Annotated in this window: 18 protein-coding genes; 12 read left to right on the top strand and 6 right to left on the bottom strand. The window is 43.6% G+C overall.

Annotation, left to right across the window (positions count from 1 at the left end; all coding sequences use genetic code 11):
- Positions 1-11: 11 nt before the first annotated feature.
- Positions 12-1,160 (top strand): DHHW family protein, encoded by a 1,149-nt coding sequence (locus tag ACK8P5_RS24915; protein ID WP_422658857.1) that lies wholly within the window; start codon positions 12-14, stop codon positions 1,158-1,160.
- A gap of 19 nt (positions 1,161-1,179) precedes the next feature.
- Here ACK8P5_RS24915 and ACK8P5_RS24910 read toward each other — a convergent pair whose 3' ends face one another.
- Together ACK8P5_RS24910 and ACK8P5_RS24905 are read right to left on the bottom strand one after the other, a co-directional pair.
- Complete coding sequence (locus tag ACK8P5_RS24910) at positions 1,180-1,530, bottom strand: hypothetical protein (protein ID WP_422658856.1); 351 nt, start codon at positions 1,528-1,530, stop codon at positions 1,180-1,182.
- 54 nt (positions 1,531-1,584) lie between these two features.
- Complete coding sequence (locus tag ACK8P5_RS24905; protein WP_422658855.1) at positions 1,585-2,475, bottom strand: diacylglycerol/lipid kinase family protein; 891 nt, start codon at positions 2,473-2,475, stop codon at positions 1,585-1,587.
- Positions 2,476-2,673: 198 nt separating this feature from the next.
- On the opposite strand from ACK8P5_RS24905, the gene ACK8P5_RS24900 reads away from it, so the two are divergent.
- From ACK8P5_RS24900 to ACK8P5_RS24890, 3 genes are all read left to right on the top strand, one after another.
- Positions 2,674-3,465 (top strand): hypothetical protein, encoded by a 792-nt coding sequence (locus tag ACK8P5_RS24900; RefSeq protein ID WP_422658854.1) that lies wholly within the window; start codon positions 2,674-2,676, stop codon positions 3,463-3,465.
- 60 nt (positions 3,466-3,525) lie between these two features.
- Positions 3,526-4,266: a Bax inhibitor-1/YccA family protein gene (locus ACK8P5_RS24895; RefSeq protein ID WP_422658853.1), complete on the top strand. Its 741-nt coding sequence runs from the start codon at positions 3,526-3,528 to the stop codon at positions 4,264-4,266.
- Positions 4,267-4,442: 176 nt separating this feature from the next.
- Positions 4,443-5,924 (top strand): protein adenylyltransferase SelO, encoded by a 1,482-nt coding sequence (locus ACK8P5_RS24890; RefSeq protein WP_422658852.1) that lies wholly within the window; start codon positions 4,443-4,445, stop codon positions 5,922-5,924.
- Between the two features lie 88 nt (positions 5,925-6,012).
- On the opposite strand, the gene ACK8P5_RS24885 is transcribed toward ACK8P5_RS24890, so the two are convergent.
- Complete coding sequence (locus ACK8P5_RS24885; RefSeq protein ID WP_422658851.1) at positions 6,013-6,993, bottom strand: DMT family transporter; 981 nt, start codon at positions 6,991-6,993, stop codon at positions 6,013-6,015.
- 155 nt (positions 6,994-7,148) lie between these two features.
- Here ACK8P5_RS24885 and ACK8P5_RS24880 point away from each other — a divergent pair, with 155 nt between their 5' ends.
- A complete protein-coding gene (locus tag ACK8P5_RS24880; protein ID WP_422658850.1) occupies positions 7,149-8,042 on the top strand; it encodes a LysR family transcriptional regulator in 894 nt (297 codons plus the stop codon).
- Positions 8,043-8,085: 43 nt separating this feature from the next.
- On the opposite strand, the gene ACK8P5_RS24875 is transcribed toward ACK8P5_RS24880, so the two are convergent.
- Together ACK8P5_RS24875 and ACK8P5_RS24870 are read right to left on the bottom strand one after the other, a co-directional pair.
- The gene (locus ACK8P5_RS24875) at positions 8,086-9,048 is read right to left on the bottom strand and encodes a catalase family peroxidase (protein ID WP_422658849.1); all 963 of its coding nucleotides are present in this window, start codon (positions 9,046-9,048) and stop codon (positions 8,086-8,088) included.
- Between the two features lie 79 nt (positions 9,049-9,127).
- The gene (locus ACK8P5_RS24870) at positions 9,128-9,811 is read right to left on the bottom strand and encodes a diphthine--ammonia ligase (RefSeq protein WP_422658848.1); all 684 of its coding nucleotides are present in this window, start codon (positions 9,809-9,811) and stop codon (positions 9,128-9,130) included.
- 143 nt (positions 9,812-9,954) lie between these two features.
- Between ACK8P5_RS24870 and ACK8P5_RS24865 the strand changes: the two genes are divergently transcribed.
- From ACK8P5_RS24865 to ACK8P5_RS24835, 7 genes are all read left to right on the top strand, one after another.
- A complete protein-coding gene (locus ACK8P5_RS24865; protein WP_422658847.1) occupies positions 9,955-10,323 on the top strand; it encodes a DUF4180 domain-containing protein in 369 nt (122 codons plus the stop codon).
- 33 nt (positions 10,324-10,356) lie between these two features.
- The gene (locus ACK8P5_RS24860; protein WP_422658846.1) at positions 10,357-10,683 is read left to right on the top strand and encodes an antibiotic biosynthesis monooxygenase family protein; all 327 of its coding nucleotides are present in this window, start codon (positions 10,357-10,359) and stop codon (positions 10,681-10,683) included.
- A 67-nt stretch (positions 10,684-10,750) separates the two neighbouring features.
- Positions 10,751-11,758 (top strand): DUF1835 domain-containing protein, encoded by a 1,008-nt coding sequence (locus tag ACK8P5_RS24855; protein ID WP_422658845.1) that lies wholly within the window; start codon positions 10,751-10,753, stop codon positions 11,756-11,758.
- A gap of 87 nt (positions 11,759-11,845) precedes the next feature.
- Positions 11,846-12,226 (top strand): steroid Delta-isomerase, encoded by a 381-nt coding sequence (locus ACK8P5_RS24850; RefSeq protein ID WP_422658844.1) that lies wholly within the window; start codon positions 11,846-11,848, stop codon positions 12,224-12,226.
- Positions 12,227-12,401: 175 nt separating this feature from the next.
- On the top strand, positions 12,402-13,088 hold the full coding sequence (locus ACK8P5_RS24845) for a response regulator transcription factor (RefSeq protein ID WP_422658843.1): 687 nt from the start codon (positions 12,402-12,404) through the stop codon (positions 13,086-13,088).
- A gap of 15 nt (positions 13,089-13,103) precedes the next feature.
- Positions 13,104-14,936 carry a sensor histidine kinase gene (locus tag ACK8P5_RS24840; RefSeq protein ID WP_422661579.1) on the top strand — a complete coding sequence of 611 codons (1,833 nt, stop codon included), beginning with the start codon at positions 13,104-13,106 and terminating at the stop codon, positions 14,934-14,936.
- Positions 14,937-15,126: 190 nt separating this feature from the next.
- Positions 15,127-15,813, top strand: coding sequence for an N-acetylmuramoyl-L-alanine amidase family protein (locus tag ACK8P5_RS24835; RefSeq protein WP_422658842.1), 687 nt, complete (start codon positions 15,127-15,129; stop codon positions 15,811-15,813).
- Positions 15,814-15,878: 65 nt separating this feature from the next.
- Here the strand turns inward: ACK8P5_RS24835 and ACK8P5_RS24830 are convergent, their stop codons facing one another.
- Complete coding sequence (locus ACK8P5_RS24830) at positions 15,879-17,015, bottom strand: glycoside hydrolase family 18 protein (protein ID WP_422658841.1); 1,137 nt, start codon at positions 17,013-17,015, stop codon at positions 15,879-15,881.
- Between the last annotated feature and the right edge of the window lies 1 nt (position 17,016).

The following is a 17,016-nucleotide window of genomic DNA, read 5'->3' as shown; positions in this document are numbered from 1 at the left end:
GCCAGAAGACCATGAAGCAAAAGGCAGATCGGATATTGGTGGTAGGCTTTATACTAGCGCTGTTTCTCATGTTCATAGCCTTTCTCATTCTGCCGAAGGAACGATTCTCGGAATTGGAAAATCGGGTGCTTCAGAGCGCTCCGAAACTGACATGGGACAATCTGATGTCGAAGAAGTTTGCAGATGACGCGGAGAGCTTCGTAACCGATCAATTTCCGTTTCGCTCTGAATGGTTAGCAGTGAAATCCTCTATTGAGCAGCTACGTCTGCAGCAAGAGAATAACGGGATTTATAAGGGAAGCGAAGGTTATTTATTTGAAAAATTCACCGAGCCGGATTATTCAAAGGTAAAGCAGTATGCGGAGGCTATCAAGAAGTTTGCAGATAGCCATTCCGAGGCACATACGACGCTGATGCTTGCACCGACATCAGTAGGGTTATACCCAGACCGTTTACCATGGCTTGCTCCGAATTATCCTCAATTGAAGGTGAATGAATATATCGCAGATGTTATGCAGGATAGCGTGTCTTTCCTGAATGGATTTACGTTTCTTAGTCCTCATGCGTCTGAGCCGATCTATTACCGGACGGACCATCACTGGACGACAAGTGGTGCTTACTTAGCATATGTAGCCTATGCCGAGCAGATGGGATGGAAGCCCTTGTCCAAGAAGGATTTTGACATTCAGACCGTGAGCAATTCGTTTCTCGGAAGCTATCATACGCGGAGTCAGTTTAGCGGTGTAAAGCCAGATACCATTGAGGTCTACAAGCCGAAAGTGCCGGTATCAACCGAGATGTATATCGCAGATACAGATAAGACGTTTACGAGCATGTACGATGAAAGCTTTTTGGAGAAAAAAGATAAGTACTCCTACTTCCTAGGCGGGGTTCATGCGCTTATGAAGTTTACAAGCAAGCTTGATCCTGCAGTGGTTAAGCAAGAGAAGCTGCTAGTCATTAAAGACTCGTATGCGCATAGCGTAATCCCGTTCCTGACGCTCCATGTGCCCGAAATTCATGTGATCGATATGCGTTATTATAACGGTAGTATTAGTAAGTATATGGCTGAGAATGGGATAGAAGATGTGCTGATGCTCTTTAATACAGCGACTTTTGTGGATAATCCTGCACTTTTGAAGCTGGATGCGAAGAAATGAATATGATTTAAAGCGAAAATTAGGGCTCTCCGGGAATGGAGAGTCCTTTTTTTAGAAACAGATCCTTGGCTTCTTCCGTTTTTTCATAGTCAGGGAACTTGTCAAGTAGCACTTGGAGGTAGGCCGCAGCTTTTTCCTGATCTTCTTTCATATATTGTTTGGCAGCAAAATAAAGATCATCGGGTGATAAGCCCTTAGCTGCTTGATACAAGCTGTCCTCTAAGTAAGCTCTTTGATCTTCTAAGTCAGATATTCTATTTTGCAATCCTACATTCTCATTCGTGAGTCGATCTATTTCAAGCTCAGTGCTGTTACATCCAGTTACTAGCAACAGTAGACAAACTGATAACACGACCCGTTGTTTCTTCATGTTCCCTCCTAAAAATAAAATCGATCTGCGCATCTCTTTATTTGAAATGCAGAATTATTGTTCCTCGGGCACAATCACTTCGATATGACGAGGGATAATATTAAGTTCGATCGGGAGTACAGGGCCTTCCTCTCCATCAACATTGGTCCTGACGGTTTCTGATGAGCTGACATGAACCTGTTTAGCTGTGAAATATACGACATCGTTGTGGTCTTTTAGACTGCCTAGCAGTAAGGACATACTTGCCGAAAGGGTGCTGAATATATTTAGATTCTTAATAATAAAGCAGTGGATCAGACCATCGTCAACGGCAGCATGGGGTACGAGCTTCTCGAACCCTCCAACTGAATTGGTCAGTGCAGCGAGGAATAGGCGGGATTCTCCTTCCCACGTCTTGTCATCATACTGAATCGATAGAGGATGGACCGGATTGTTCATCAGTTCTTTAATACCTTCCTTAAGGTAAGCAAAGGCACCAAATTTAGATTTATCCTCTGATGATACGGTAGATAACGTTTCTGCGATGGAGCCTGCGGCAATGACGTTGAGGAATAGTCGGTCATTTACGCAGCCCGTATCCACTTTTTTGACGCGATTGGAAGTTAGGGTACGGATAGCTTCGTTAGGGTCTAGCGGAATATGTAGTGCTCTCGCAAAATCATTGACCGTCCCGAGAGGGACGATCCCTAGTTTCGGACGGTAGTCTTGATCGATGAGTCCATTAATCGTCTCATGAAGTGTACCATCACCGCCGATGGAAACAACGAGGTCATAACGCTGTTCGCATGCAGTGATACAATAACGGGTTGCGTCCCCTTCCTTTTTCGTCTCATTTACCGTGACCTCATATCCCTGCTCACCTAATATTTGGTGTATGCTTTTTATGTAATTCAGTGCCTCTTCTTTGCCGGACGAGGGGTTAATAATAATCATTGCCTGTTTCATACACATGCTCCTCTCTTTAATTGTACTTAAAGATCTTTCTAATTTAGGTACTTATTATTTACCCGAAAAGAGAGCGGTGAACTTTCTTATAGCGTAGAATGAGCCTGAGTATGGCAAAGATGAATGAAGAACTGCTCTTAATCAATGCCGCTAACAAGGAGATGAGAAACCATAATCTATAAATCAGCTCCGTACATTTTGATTCTAGCGATCATGATCATTGTCATGGATGGTCTTTGGGTCATTGAAACGTATGATTCATGGATTGTCTATCCGGAGGAAGCATGGGTGTATTTAATTGTGGGATTAAGTTTAATGAGCGTGGCTTTTTTCATCATTCACCATAGCAAGATTCAAGCTATTCAGGAAATCACCACAGACTCAGAGGAGCACAGAGATAATAGGGCATTCATAGATAGGATGTGGAAAGAACGAACAGAGTTGGGGAGTAAACTGTTTGTGTTGCTCATTATTATATTCGCAGTCATCTCTATTTTTGATTTTGGTATGGCGCTTAGTCTGCTGCGACCCAGTATACTCATCGGCATGATTTTATATGGATTTCTTTATATTATGAAAAGTAATACCGAGGAAGACGCTGAGACCGATATTCTACCCAAAAGCCCGAAAATGCGGTCTTTTCTGCGATGGATCGATAGTAGAGAACATCCCTTTAGTATACCGTTCCTTCTGTTTCTGATCATTGTACTGACTTTTCTGCTATCAAAGGAATTCGGGTTTATACTTAGTCTTGAGACGAGTGGAAATCCCAGATATGTCATGAGTTTACCGATTGGCGCGTCTATTACAGCAGGATTGGTTTATGCAAGTGTGTTTATATATATCATTCACCATTGTGATTTTTTGGGGATTCGCCAAGCTAAACAAAGTGATTATAAAGTGATGGTCATTCATTTTTCTGGAATTATCACTTGTGGAGCCACTTTTTTTATCTGGCTCGTGACCGTATGTGAAGCATTATTTTTCTGAGTCCTAAAATATCCCAGTCCATGATACACTAGAAGTAAAAACGATAGGGGAGGCATTTATTTGTTCGGTCGTAGCGGAAATCCAACACTGAATGAGGATACATTTGAGAAGAGTAGGCAGTATGGTGATCAAGAGACCATGACCATTGGCGGGACGGTTAATAAATCGTTCATGCTGTTGGCACTGCTAATCGGGGCAGCGATTATATCATGGGTTATGTTTTTTGAAGGGTATGACGTATTTCCATTCATTATCGGTGGAGCCATTGCGGGTCTGATTCTTGCACTTATTATCAGTTTTGTACCAAGGTCGGCGCCGTTTCTAGCGCCAATCTACGCTGTTGTAGAAGGCCTACTGCTTGGGGCTTTATCTGCTAATTATGAGGATTTATACTATGGCATTACCTTGCAGGCTGCACTGCTGACGATGAGTATATTCCTCGGTATGCTGCTTGCGTACAAGTTCGGCTTGATCAAAGCGAGTGCTGGCTTCAAAAAAGGAATAATTACCGCTACATTAGGCATTATGCTTGTGTATCTGCTCAGCTTTGTCCTAGGCATGTTCGGCGTGGCTGTGCCTTACCTGCATGACAGCACGCCAATTGGGATCGGAATCTCGGTGGTTATCATCATTATCGCAGCCTTGAATTTCATACTCGACTTCAACTTCATTGAAGAAGGGGCACGTGATGGGGCACCGAAATACATGGAGTGGTATGGCTCCTTCGGTCTTTTGGTTACACTCGTATGGTTATATATTGAAATTATCCGTTTGCTTGCGAAGCTGGCGAATCGGGATTAGAGCATAGTATGTTATGTTAGATGAAATCGCTGCTTTGGGAGTATCCTAAGGCGGCGATTTTCTTCTTCCTAGCATAATAAATTTTTGTAAGTCAAACCCTAATAGAGCCTAACTTGTGGTTATATAGAGAATAGATAATACGAATTAATTACAATGCTAGAAAGAAGGAGACCAACGTGACGGATCAAACACATACAATAGATATAGGATGGAACTTCGATAACAGTTATTCAGAACTGCCGGACCTCATGTACACCAAACAGGACCCTGCACCTGTTCGTGCTCCTCAAATCATTGCATTCAATGTGCCACTCGCTGAAGCGCTAGGACTAAATATAGAGGCACTTCAAAGTGACGAGGGAGCAGCCGTGTTCGCTGGCAATGAGATTCCACCGGGGGCGTTGCCACTCGCACAGGCCTATGCTGGGCACCAGTTCGGACATTTCACCATGCTGGGCGATGGTCGTGCCATTCTGCTGGGTGAGCAGATCACACCGCAGGGTAAGCGAGTGGACATACAGCTTAAGGGAGCAGGCCGAACTCCATATTCCCGTGGAGGCGATGGACGAGCAGCTATTGGACCGATGCTGCGTGAGTATATTATCAGCGAATCTATGCATGCGCTAGGCATTCCTACGACCCGCAGCTTAGCAGTAGTAGCTACGGGACAGCCTGTTACTCGTGAGAGGGACCTGCCTGGCGCGATTCTAACTCGTGTGGCATCAAGTCATCTTCGTGTCGGCACATTTCAATATGCTAGGGGTGCAGGAACAACGGAGGATCTCCGAATTTTAGCGGACTATACTCTTCAAAGACATTATCCAGATGCGGATCGTGGTACGGATGGGAATCGCTATCTTGTCTTATTGCAAGAGGTCATCAAGCGCCAAGCGGATCTGATTGCGAAGTGGCAGCTTGTTGGTTTTGTTCACGGAGTCATGAATACGGATAATATGACCCTCAGTGGTGAGAGCATTGATTACGGCCCCTGTGCATTTATGGATACATTTAATCCGTCCACCGTATTCAGCTCGATTGACTCTCAAGGGCGCTATGCCTATAGCAATCAGCCATATATTGCGGCGTGGAATCTAGCTAGGTTGGCGGAAGCTTTATTACCACTAATCCATGAAGACGAGGATGAGGCAATCAAGCTGGCCGAGGATGCACTCGCATCATTTACGGAGTTGTATTACAATCACTGGCTGGCAGGAATGCGGGCGAAGCTGGGGATCTTTCATGAAGAGGAACAGGATGAAGCGCTGATCAAGAGCCTTCTTGGGATGATGCAAAAGCACGGAGCGGACTACACGAACACATTCCGAGCATTAACACTTAATCAACCAGAGATTGCTGCTTTATCTGGTACGACCGAATTCGATTCTTGGTACACACAGTGGCAGGAGAGACTTGGCCGGCAGGAGGAATCGGAGACGGAGTCTCGGGAGTTGATGCGCAGTAGCAATCCTGCGGTAATCCCGCGGAATCATCGGGTAGAAGAGGCACTTGAAGCAGCGGAGCAGCAAGGTGACTTCAGTGTCATGGAGCGGCTCCTCAGCGTTCTTGCCAATCCCTATGCCTATTCGCCTGAGCAGGAGGAATACGCGGCAGTACCGCCTGAATCGCCGCGTCCTTACCGCACGTATTGCGGTACCTGATAAAAGAAACATCAGCAGTCTGCATACTACGTGTTAACTTCATTAATGACAATATAAAAAGGGCCTTCGTGGCCCTTTTTATATTCGTTTATTTTCCTTGGGGAGCTAAGTGCTCCGGAGCACCTGCATAAGCTTTGGGCTCATTAACGATTGTTTTTTTTCGCTGGTATGCATGATTCCGTATAAGGGCAAAGATGATGAGCAATGTCCCATAAAATTCAAAACTGCTAATCTGGTAACCTTGAAAAGACATAAGAACGAAGGTCGTAATAGGAACAAAGTTAATGAATAATATGCCGTTTACCGGCGTTAGCCATTTGATTCCTTGATTCCAGCAGAGTAAGGCAGCAAGCCCTGGCAGTAGAATCATAAATGCCATTTCGTATTTAATCGAGAGGATCGTCGTCCATGTTGGAACAGGAATCACATCAAAAGCGGAGCCAAGTGTAACAATGACGAAGGATACCGCGGTTCCTAGTAAGCAAGTCAGCGTAGAGTAACGCAGGATCGACCAACTCTCGAAATGGGTTCCCCCCATGGAATAGACAACCCATCCCAATACACCCACAAATATCAGCAATAAAGGAACAAGATGTTGTCCAGCCATCGTAAAGAAGGTGAGTTTCCCATTGGTGATCACGAGTATAGCACCGACAAATGCGATAGCTACACTTCTAAGCATATATGTATTCGGTGATTTCTTGGTTGTGATCCACAAGATCATAATAGAGATCATCGGCATCAGAGACTCCATAATGGACGCGGCGACGGCACCTGCTTCGCCCATAAGCTGCTGTCCGAAGAAGATGCACATATTATAGACCGTAAATGCCATCGTGCCTAAGAACAACAATGTCTTGCCGCGTCCCTCAAGACGAAATGCCGATCTTCCCTCTTTGAGCCACAGCATCACGCTAAGGATAATAGCAACAACGAAATAACGAATAAACGAAAAATAGAATGGATCAATCTGCTGTAGCGCGATATGTGCAACAGGGAACATAGCCCCCCATGACATACTTGCGATCAGGCATAGTATGGAGCCGATGATGATCTGTTTCTTATGCATGTAGTGTCTCTCCCTACCCTCTCTTTGTTTGTCTGTATCATTCATCATAGGAGGGTGAAAGACTTTAGTAAAATGATTGAAAATAAAGTTTATGATCATTTATAATGATACCTTGCGTATATGATTACGATTCAAAGAGCAGAGGTGAGGGAGATATGGAGTTTAATGATTTAAAAGTTTTTCACGCTGTGGCTACACATGGAAGTGTAAGTAAAGCAGCCATCGAACTTAATTATGTTCAGTCTAATGTGACAGCTAGAATTAAGCTGCTTGAGAAAGAGCTCCAGACTCCGTTGTTCTATCGGCATAAACGAGGAATGATTCTAAACCCGGAAGGCAAGCGGCTTCTTGAACAATCTAGAGAGATTTTATCGGGCATGGAGGAGCTGAAACGCACATTTCAAGACCATTCGAACCCCTCCGGCGTGCTGGAGATTGGTGTGGTAGAGACGGTGAATGCTCTCCCAGCAATACTGTCCTCTTATATTCAAAAGTACCCAAATGTTGAATTATCTTTAAAAGCGGGTGTGACCGAGCTTCTGATGCAGCAGGTAATAGATATGAAGCTCGATGGAGCCTTTGTGACAGGCCCGATCAGACATCCATTCATTGAACAGGTTGAGGTTATTCAAGAAAAGCTGGTGCTCGTCACCAAAGATAAGACCTTCTCCATGGAGGAAATAACGAAAAGGCCTTTATTGCTATACAATAAAGGCTGTGGATATCGTGATCGGTTGGAAAGCTGGATGAAAGCCGAAGGGATTATCCCTAAACAGATCATGGAGTTTGGAACGTTCGGAACCATTATTGGTAGTGTAGCCGCTGGAATTGGAATCACCATTTTTCCGGAGTCATCCATTTCTGACCTTGTTGACAATGGTATCGTGTTCTGCCACGAGTTACCTGAACCTTACCATGAAATCACGACCATTTTTATTCATCGAAAAGATTCATATGTAACAAGTACGTTACAATGCTTCATGGACGAGATTGTTGCTCGGACTCGTTTCCAGCAGGAAATGACGCCAGCATGTACAGAGCTTCGCTGATATAAAGCTTAGGCAGCTATCTCTACCTTGAATCTCCAGAGCTTCAAGGAGACTTAGTCTCTTGGCTTCGTCTGTGATAAGACTCGGAGTACACGGTACTTCGAAAACGAAGAATAGGGTCATCTGTTAACGCCATGCCAGAGGATATCACGGTTGGGTCCATGACGAGATCCTGCGGCTCCTGGATAATCTCACTGATGTAGAGACGACCAAGATTAATACGCTGCCTGTCATCCGGCCAGGATTGTGTAGGATCATCAGTCGGGTCATCTTCCTCACCGAGAATCGCAGAAAGCTGGAAGACGGCAGGATAACGCTGAAGTCGAATTTGAAGCTCGTCCTCCAAATACCGCTCAGTCTGCTGCGATACCTCCTTCAAGGATAACGTATGAATGCCTTCATCCGGTATCCATTCAAACTTTACGGGACGCTTGTTCCCTTGTGAATCCACCAAGAAATAAGCATGTATGCAGTAATAATGACAAGTCGCATAGCTTGCAGGCGGCTTCAGGTGTTTCACAGCCATCAGGCTTTCCTTGCTCTCAGAGAAGTGGCTGATCATCTCCTGAATGAGATCGATCGGGCCTAAGTCTCCTTCTTGCGCTTGATGTACCGTGCGGATCATATCTACAAAAGATTCCGGGGTACGGGCGAAGAAGACAGGTACGGTAACACCAACCAGATTGGAGATGCCACCGCCTGGTAGGGAGAACTGAACAGCCATTCCTTTAGCGGGTGATAGAAGATCTGCCATGGCAGGATCAGTCGAACTGCCTGAGAAACGGACAATGGCCGAAACCTCCTGCTCTTGGAATTGGGGTGCCGTAGTGAAGGCTGCGGCAAGGCCGCTTGGGTGGAAGACAGCGTGAGCACATATGCCTTTGGCATGCGCGCGGCGGTATCCAGGGTGAACACCGGATAAATTCTCAATGGCATGAACTGCTTCTTCAGATAGTGTACGATCACTCTCTGATTGAGAAGCAGTTCCTGAATGGATATCGGACATTTCTCGAATCCTCCTTAAGCTGTTTCATAGCTTCTTCTTATTACCACGTACATATTCTGAGTTAAGAATGTATATTGTATTATTCTAGCTCAAGTGGCAAAAAGGCATACTCATCCTGTCTCCATATCTCACATTTACGGACAGAAATCGGGTTTTTGAAGAGAGGACCATCTAAAACAGTCGTATGAAATTCTCCGCCTTCGCCGCATGGGTCAATCCCACGAGTTTCAAGCTCTTGGATGTAGTCAAGGGTTAATACCCGACCTAAATCGTCTTCTCGCATCCCTAAAGATAGGTTTACTGTAACTACGATGGTCTTAAATCCAAGATGGATAAACTCCAAAACCGCTTCTTTATGATCCATCTCCCATAGTGGCATCCCAAGCCCTAATCCAGCATTCTTCGTAACCTTGTCATGCCAGCAGCCATGGGCAGGCATATCGAGATCTCCGGTCACTAACACTTCCGCGCCTTGATGCTTTCCTTGTTCTAACAGCTTCATGAACACTTCTTCGTATTGTGCCCAGCTCGCCGCGGCTGTATATACCGGCAGACCTATAGAATCAGCCTGTGCTTGGATAAGCGCAGGAGGCATGCCGTGGGATCTAGAGCGTTTCCCTTCCTCTTCAAGCATCACAATGAGCCCAATAGCTTCCCCATCTTGCATGGCTTTATAGAGAGCGAGAACGCTATCTTTTCCTCCGCTAAATGAAGCTATGAATTTACGACCGTATGCGCCATGTTTCCAATTCGTATTTTCCATGTTGTGATTGTTCTCCTTTAGTATCCGTATGGCTCTTATTCTAACACCTATAAAAGGTTGTTGGTAAAGCAGGGATTAGAATGAGTATGTTAGAATGGTTGGATTAAAGGATCGTATCTTACTTATCGAGGGTGAGGTTGAAGATGAAGATATTTGTTGATCAACAAGGTAACTCCAAGGTCGCAATTGTAGAAAGCTCAGATATGATTATACAAGATGTTCAAGACGCTATGGATTTGATGGCTTCTGTTCAATACAACCATGAATGCTTCAAAATACTAATTAATAAATCGAACGTCACCGAAGACTTCTTCGAGCTAAAAACGAGGCTTGCAGGCGAGATTCTACAGAAGTATGTGAATTACAGAGTGAAGCTTGCAATTGTTGGAGATTTTGAAGGATATACCAGTAAGAGCTTGAAGGATTTCATCTATGAGTGTAATAACGGCAAGCAGGTGTTCTTTATGAGTAACACAGAGGATGCACTTCAGGCTCTACATCATAGTAATTAAAGATAGATAAAACGAGACAACGGAGGTACAGTCATGAGTAAAATTGCTGCAACGCCCAAGCCCCCATACTATGCTGTGATTTTTACGTCAGAACGAACAGATGTAGATAACGAGTATGGGGAAATGGCCGATGAAATGGTGAAGCTTGCTTCCGCCCAGCCCGGATTTCTTGGCGTAGAAAGTGCGAGAGAAGGTGTAGGTATTACGGTTTCATATTGGGAATCTCTCGAGGCTATTCAACAATGGAAGCAGAATGAACGGCATTTAGTTGCTCAAAGACAAGGTAGATCTGACTGGTATCTCAGCTATAAGACGAGAGTGTGTAAAGTCGAGCGGGATTATGGATTCGAAAAAGACTAAATGGGTGCTCTCCCCGTAGCCGATTTGATCTTTCGTATATAGCTATCTGATGGAAGGAGGAGAAGGCGTGCTGCATATTGTAAATGGGGATTCGGTGGCAGATAAGCTGCGGCAAGGTGTTGTACAAGGGGAAATCCTCGTATGGAGGGAAGTCTATCCACATGGTCCTGTGTTTGTTAACGCTGATGAACGAGGGCATCGTGCAGTACGAGCGGAGTATTTAGAACAGACGATGGGAATTCCGCGCGCAGAATTTATACAGGGATGTGAGCAGCAGGAGCAGGTGCTGGCCGATTTTCAAAAATATGAGGAAATAGTATTATGGTTCAAACATGATCTGTTCGATCAGACGATGCTGTGCCATTTACTTCACTGGTTCTCTGAGCAGTCGTTGTCAGATACGAAGCTGAGCTTATTATCGATTGGTGAGTATCCGGGAATAGAGCTGTTTCGCGGACTCGGGCAACTCTCCGTGGAACAGATGCAGACGTTATCAGGGACCTGGAAATCGATTGGAGAAGAAGAGCTGAGATTAGGAAGAGCGTTCTGGGAGGCTTATACATCAAAGAGTCCAGAATTGCTGCAGCAACTGCTTGACACGGATACGTCCGTGTTGCCGTATGCACATGCTGCATTTCAGTGCCATTTGGCACGGTTCCCTTCGACACAGAACGGGTTAGGCATCGTGGAGCAGACAACGCTCGAGGCAGTTCGAGCTGGAATACAAACGCCGAAGATGTTGTTCAAGCAGGTAGGAGACCGGCTTAACAATTTAGGCATGGGTGATTTAGAATATTGGTATATTCTAAGACGGATGTCTCAAGACCCGTACCCATTACTTGAATTCGAGGGATCACATGCATTTCCCGATTACGGGCAATCATCCAATTCATTTCATAATGCAGTAGTCCGTTTAACTGACTTCGGAAGTAGGGTGGCAGATAAGGAAGAGGACTGGATCACGAAGCAAGGGATTGATGCATGGTATGGTGGGGTGCATCTGCAAGGGAATTATCCGCAGTGGCGCTGGGATACGGCCGAACAGAAAATGATAAGCAATGAAACGAAGGAGTAATTATCCCCCTTGTTACTAACCAATTGTTTATAATCATAGATAGTTGTTTAACAACTAGAATACTCAGAAAACGAGAGGTGAAGGCGGATGATGTCACAGTCAGCGATGAAAGAAGCCTTACAGCAATACTTAGATGGCTTCAATAACAAGGACCATGATGCTGTAATTTCTCTTTTTGCAGATGATGCAAGAGTTGAGGACCCTGTTGGCGGGGGCCAAGTTTTAGAGGGGAAATCTGCGATTGCTCCTTTTTATCAAAGTAGTGTAGCTAGTGTAGAGAAGTTGGAGCTTGCTGCTCCCATTCGCGGTTCGCATGGGAATGCAGCAGCGATTGCCTTTATGATTTACGTGGAGATGGAAGGAAAGAAAGTACGCATTCATTGTACCGATGTCATGACATTTAATGAAGCGGGTAAGATCGTAGATATGAAAGCCTATTGGGGCCCAGAGGATATTGAATTCCTGTAAACCATATGAGAGCCTATCATGAGTTCGAGTTGAACTTGTGATAGGCTCTTTTTTCTTTACATTATCTTTATCTATCCGTGTTAGGATGGTTCATCATAAAAAGTTGTTAAAAGGTAAGCATATATCATAGATATTGCATGCCGTGTTGTTTCAAATCTAGATTAGGAGTAATTCAATGGACAAAACTATTTTAGTTGTAGAAGATGAGGAGATTTTACGTGAAATAATTAAAGATTATCTATTGAGTGAGGGCTATAAAGTATTAGAAGCGGCAACAGGGAAAGAGGCATTAACTATATTTGAGAACCGTGACATCCATTTAATCATCCTTGATATCATGTTGCCGGAGCTCGATGGGTGGTCTATATGCAGGCGAATTCGCAAAACATCAAATGTACCGATCATTATGTTGACTGCAAGAGTAGATGAAGATGATACACTGCTAGGATTTGAGCTTGGGGCAGATGATTATGTGACAAAACCGTATAGTCCACCTGTTTTACTCGCCAGAGCGAGACGCCTACTGGATAGCAGACATCGGGAAGAACGACAATCGGATGCGATCCGATCTAGCGATACGTTAACAGCTAATGGGGTATGTATTCACATCCCTTCACGAACGCTGACTGTAGATGGAGAGAATATATACCTCACCTATACGGAATTTCAAATTTTGTCGTACTTGATGCAGAACAGAGGCCTTGTGGTGACGAGAGAACAGCTTATAACAAAAATATGGGGTTATGAATACGAAGGGGATGATCGAACTGTGAATACTCATATCCGTAATATACGGAATAAGCTCGGTGATAAATCTAAAATGATCGTAACCATCGTTAGAACAGGATATAAATTTGAGTGAGGCTAACCTATGCGGATGCGAATAAGTATTGTATTTAAATTATTTATTTTGACGACAGTATTATGCCTGTTTATGTTAGCAGTCATTTATATAGGACAAACGATTTTCTTCAAACAATATTATGAGAATAGAAAAATAAACGATATTCAAACCAATATCCAAGCTTTTAAGCAGAATTACTTAAACAATGCTGGAAATAGAGCAGATATGCAAAAGTTGGAGCAAGAATTTTATAGGCAGAATAATTCGTGGATTACAGTCTTGGATAGCCAAGGATATTTAAAGAATGTAAATGACTTTTATGTAGAAGTGAAGTTTGATGATTCAGCTGAGCATGGCGAATTCTCGGGAACAACGATTACGGTTCCCCTGTATAACATGGTGAAGCTGGATGAGGACTTGAGCATGACTCTGGATGAATTGAAAGCAAGCCTATCAATCGATAGCCGTGTGTTCATCTCTAGCTTAAAGGTAGGGGCAGCATTAATTCCTTACCGATTGTGGCAGGTGGAAAATGGCGCGTATCTTTTAGAGAATGAAATCATAGACAAAAAAATGTTAGAGTCCGATTTGAAATTAAAATTTGAGTATACAAATTCTAGAGATATCATACGAATTCCCGAGAACTACCTATCAGGACGGATCACCAAGCTTCAAGTGCCGAGTGGAAATGCTGCCTCTGGGTTAATTTATATGAACAGCTTGTTTATGGAGAGGATCAAGGAGTTTCAAGCGACATTAGTATTTGAGGGCATACAGAACCAACGTCTCGATACGTTGCAAATCTACGATTTTAAGCAAAATGATGTGAAGTATAAACTCTTAATAGAGCCGTTGAAAGACCAGAATGGGGAGACCAGTTATATCTTCTCATTAACTTCTTTCCAGCCCGTTGACGAAGCTGTTCGAATGCTTAAAGATTACTATGTGTATATAATTGCACTTGTAATGCTACTAGTCGTGTTGGCTGCATTGTATTATTCAAGAAAGATCGCTAGACCTTTGCTGCAGATCAATAAGACGACTAAACGGATTGCAAGTTTAGATTTTTCGGAGAGTATTCAGGTGAGATCCAATGATGAGATTGGGGACCTAGCACTAAGTATCAATTCGCTTTCTCAAACGCTACATTCCTATATCGAACAGTTGCAGCGGGACATCGAGAAGGAAAAGCAATTAGAGAGCACAAGAAAAGAATTTATTTCTGGCGTATCTCATGAGTTAAAAACACCGCTTAGTGTCATGAAGAGTTGTATCTCCATTCTGAAGGATGGCGTTGCGAATCATAAAAGGGAGCATTACTTCCAAGCGATGGAGCAGGAGGTTGATCGGATGGATCTGCTAATTGTGGACATGCTCGAGCTTGCGAAATTCGAGTCTGGAACGTATAAAATGAAGATGGATGCGTTCTACATCGACAAAGTAATTGAGCAGATTTGCCAACAATTATCGGTTCAGATCCGTCATAAGCAGCTTCAACTCCATACTGATCTTGAGGCTATAGAAGTGATGGGCAATCAACATCGGATCGAACAAGTCATCACTAATTTCTTAGTTAATGCCATTTCCTATACTTCCGAGCATGAACACATCTTTATTTCAGTTATGAATGAAGGATGCCGCATTAAGGTTTCTATTGAAAATAAAGGGGCCCACATCCCAGCAGAACAACTGGATAAAGTGTGGGATCGCTTCTATCGTGGGGATACGGCACGCTACCGTGCACAAGGTGGAACGGGTCTAGGACTCGCTATATCCAAAAATATATTGGAGCTTCACGGTGCTTCCTACGGTGTAACGAATACGGAGGATGGGGTGCTTTTCTACTTCTACTTGAGCAAAACATAGGTAGATATTGCTTCATTAACCACTTTCATAACGTGATTGTCTAACGTTATGGAAAGTGGTTTTTTTGTGTCTATCCAATCTTTATCTTATCTTTATTTCTGCTCCACTTTATCTCGATCTGCCTCTATTACAATATCGCTAGATTCAAAGATAGAGACAGATCTTGAGTTAAAAGGAGAGAAACAGAATCATGAAAAAGACAGTACTCGTTTCAATTGCAGTCATCGTGGTGATGGTGTCAGTCAGCTTGCTATTCAGCGTTGAGGCGAAAGATGCAAGTATAAAGGAGTCTAATCCTATAATACTTAACCATGTTGAATCAGTCGATAAGCTTCCCTTATCAGGCAAAACAATTGTTCTGGATCCAGGTCATGGAGGGAAAGATATCGGTGCAACAGGACAAGGTGGATTATTAGAGAAAGATATTGCTCTTCAAACCGCCAAAAACATAGAAGATATGCTTGAAAAAGAGGGGGCAGAAGTCATCTTAACGCGTGACGGCGATGAGTTTCTAAAACTATCCGAACGTGTAGACATTGCTGAGGAACAGGCCGCTGATCTTTTTATTAGCCTTCATTTTGATGCTTACGAAACAAGTGATGTATTCGGGATAACGACTTACTATAACAAGAAAGAGAATCGTTCGGTGGCGAAAATAATGCAGAAGCAGCTATTTAAGCATATTAGTGATACGAGGGATAGAGGTATATCTTTTGGCGACTATCATGTCTTACGGGAAAACACGAGACCATCTGTATTACTGGAACTCGGTTTTATTTCAAATAAAGAAGACGAACAACGAATTCAAACACCGGAATTTCAGGCGCAGTCCTCAGCAGCAATCGTTGAAGGGGTTATCAAGTATCTATCCAAATGACAAAGTAGATGAACATGCTAAAATGACCAGACAAGGTTGAGCTTGTCTGGTCATTTACTTCATCATTATTTGTTCAGGTTATCTGCGAGAAACTGGATAATCCCATCCTCCGCATCCTGAGCATACTGCCAGACCATTGCACCCGCAAGATTCTTGTCATGAATATACTTGACCTTTGCTTTGAGTGCCTCTTTATCCTCATAGCTGATGAATGTATCGCCGTTATACAAGTAGGCCGTTTTTGCATTTTCGTCATAGTAGCGTTTATAGCCATTTTTGTTCAAATATTTCTTTACGATGTTCTTATAGCTGAGATCCACCTTATCAATATCAATCGGCTTTCCAGTTGTGAATGTGCCGTCTGTGCTGCTCTTCACATCTGTCCATCCGTAAGAGTATGCAGGGACGCCTAATAGCAGCTTTTCACTATTTATATCATGATCAAGGTACATGTTAATGATCTGGTCGATACTATGCTGGGATTTGTGTTTGCTATCGATGAATAGATTGGAGTTGAAACCGGTGGTATCCGACCATCTTCCGGTTAAGTCGTAGCTCATGATGTTGATGTAATCAACGTATTTCTCAACCTTTTTCACCTCGACGCTCTTAAAATACCAATCCTGGGTGCCTGAAGCGAAAGTGAGTAAATACTTTCTATTGTTCTTATGGGGGAGACGGTACAGCTTTTCTCGTAATTCCTTCATCAAATTTGTGAAGTTCTTCGTATCTTCCGGGCGTGCTTTCTGTGTCTTCCAAGCATCAAATGCTGGGTACTCCCAGTCGATATCTATGCCATCTAGGTCGAGCTCTTTCACCATGTTGATGATGCTCTCTGTGAACAGATAACGGCTGCCATCCATCGAAGCATCAGAGAAACCATCCACGCCATAGCCTCCTACAGCGAGTACCATCTTGGTCTTCGGATTATGTTCTTTTAGCTTCTTGATATTGTCCATAATTCGGCTGTTCTCCGCCGCATCTTCGTGAAAATACAGATCAGTTCCCTTGATTTTAGCAAATGCTATAAAGGCAATGTCTACATTCTTCTCTGATAGTTTAATGTCTTTGTAATCCTTCCACGCCTCCACATAAACCGATGTGATTTTACGGTCGTCAGCACTTGTTGTCTGATAGAAGTGGAGACCCATACCTGCGAGTAGTACAACAATGATGGCTTTGGTATACATGCTTATTCTCATA

The sequence above is a fragment of the Paenibacillus sp. EC2-1 genome, from assembly GCF_049311625.1.
Taxonomy (GTDB): domain Bacteria; phylum Bacillota; class Bacilli; order Paenibacillales; family Paenibacillaceae; genus Paenibacillus_AQ.
The sequence above is the reverse complement of the archived record's forward strand: the minus strand, read 5'-3'. Positions and strand labels throughout refer to the sequence as shown.

Excerpts from the sequence above, each read along its gene's own strand:
- ACK8P5_RS24905 (WP_422658855.1), bottom strand. The coding sequence starts at position 2,475 with ATGAAACAGGCAATGATTATTATTAACCCCTCGTCCGGCAAAGAAGAG.
- ACK8P5_RS24840 (WP_422661579.1), top strand. The coding sequence starts at position 13,104 with ATGCGAATAAGTATTGTATTTAAATTATTTATTTTGACGACAGTATTA.
- ACK8P5_RS24910 (WP_422658856.1), bottom strand. The coding sequence starts at position 1,530 with ATGAAGAAACAACGGGTCGTGTTATCAGTTTGTCTACTGTTGCTAGTA.
- ACK8P5_RS24880 (WP_422658850.1), top strand. The coding sequence starts at position 7,149 with ATGGAGTTTAATGATTTAAAAGTTTTTCACGCTGTGGCTACACATGGA.
- ACK8P5_RS24835 (WP_422658842.1), top strand. The coding sequence starts at position 15,127 with ATGAAAAAGACAGTACTCGTTTCAATTGCAGTCATCGTGGTGATGGTG.
- ACK8P5_RS24865 (WP_422658847.1), top strand. The coding sequence starts at position 9,955 with ATGAAGATATTTGTTGATCAACAAGGTAACTCCAAGGTCGCAATTGTA.
- ACK8P5_RS24845 (WP_422658843.1), top strand. The coding sequence starts at position 12,402 with ATGGACAAAACTATTTTAGTTGTAGAAGATGAGGAGATTTTACGTGAA.
- ACK8P5_RS24915 (WP_422658857.1), top strand. The coding sequence starts at position 12 with ATGAAGCAAAAGGCAGATCGGATATTGGTGGTAGGCTTTATACTAGCG.
- ACK8P5_RS24885 (WP_422658851.1), bottom strand. The coding sequence starts at position 6,993 with ATGCATAAGAAACAGATCATCATCGGCTCCATACTATGCCTGATCGCA.
- ACK8P5_RS24830 (WP_422658841.1), bottom strand. The coding sequence starts at position 17,015 with ATGAGAATAAGCATGTATACCAAAGCCATCATTGTTGTACTACTCGCA.
- ACK8P5_RS24860 (WP_422658846.1), top strand. The coding sequence starts at position 10,357 with ATGAGTAAAATTGCTGCAACGCCCAAGCCCCCATACTATGCTGTGATT.
- ACK8P5_RS24875 (WP_422658849.1), bottom strand. The coding sequence starts at position 9,048 with ATGTCCGATATCCATTCAGGAACTGCTTCTCAATCAGAGAGTGATCGT.
- ACK8P5_RS24870 (WP_422658848.1), bottom strand. The coding sequence starts at position 9,811 with ATGGAAAATACGAATTGGAAACATGGCGCATACGGTCGTAAATTCATA.
- ACK8P5_RS24850 (WP_422658844.1), top strand. The coding sequence starts at position 11,846 with ATGATGTCACAGTCAGCGATGAAAGAAGCCTTACAGCAATACTTAGAT.